This window comes from Thalassomonas sp. M1454 (assembly GCF_007097525.1).
Classification (GTDB): domain Bacteria; phylum Pseudomonadota; class Gammaproteobacteria; order Enterobacterales; family Alteromonadaceae; genus Thalassotalea_A.
This window is the reverse complement of record NZ_VKDD01000020.1, coordinates 1-443: the sequence shown is the minus strand read 5'-3', so window position 1 is coordinate 443 and position 443 is coordinate 1. Positions and strand designations below refer to the sequence as shown.

General features: G+C 44.7%; 1 protein-coding gene. It reads right to left on the bottom strand.

Annotated elements, in window-relative coordinates; all coding sequences use genetic code 11:
• On the bottom strand, positions 1 to 443 hold a 443-nt coding region (locus FNN08_RS16425), incomplete at both ends, for a TonB-dependent receptor (protein ID WP_185962706.1).

Sequence of the window (443 nt, the reverse complement as noted above, 5' to 3'; positions counted from 1 at the left end):
CGACCAATCGCGGCACCACCATATTGGCCCGCATTGTAGTATGGCCATGCTGTGTGAGATTCATCACTTGGCGGCTCTGGGTTGAAGATATTCACAACCTGACCTTTCAAGATTAAGTTGTCACCCCAACGGTACGAAGATGTTAAGTTAAACGTGTAGTACGGGTCTAAGCGTTGTACTTTCTCGAAGTAGTAGCTATCTTCATCACTGAACTCTGCCGGTGGATTCCAAATTGGAATTGAACCCGTTCGACGACCACTTAACGTTACCGATAAGTCATCTTGTATCCAAGAGATTGAACCATTCATCGTTGAACGTGCATTCGAGTTCCACCATAAATCACGGGTATGAACTTCTTCACTCTCTTTATCTACTTGGAACGTTGAATCAAGTGTATGCGTCCAACCTAAGTTGAAGTACCAATCACCAAACGCACTCTCGTA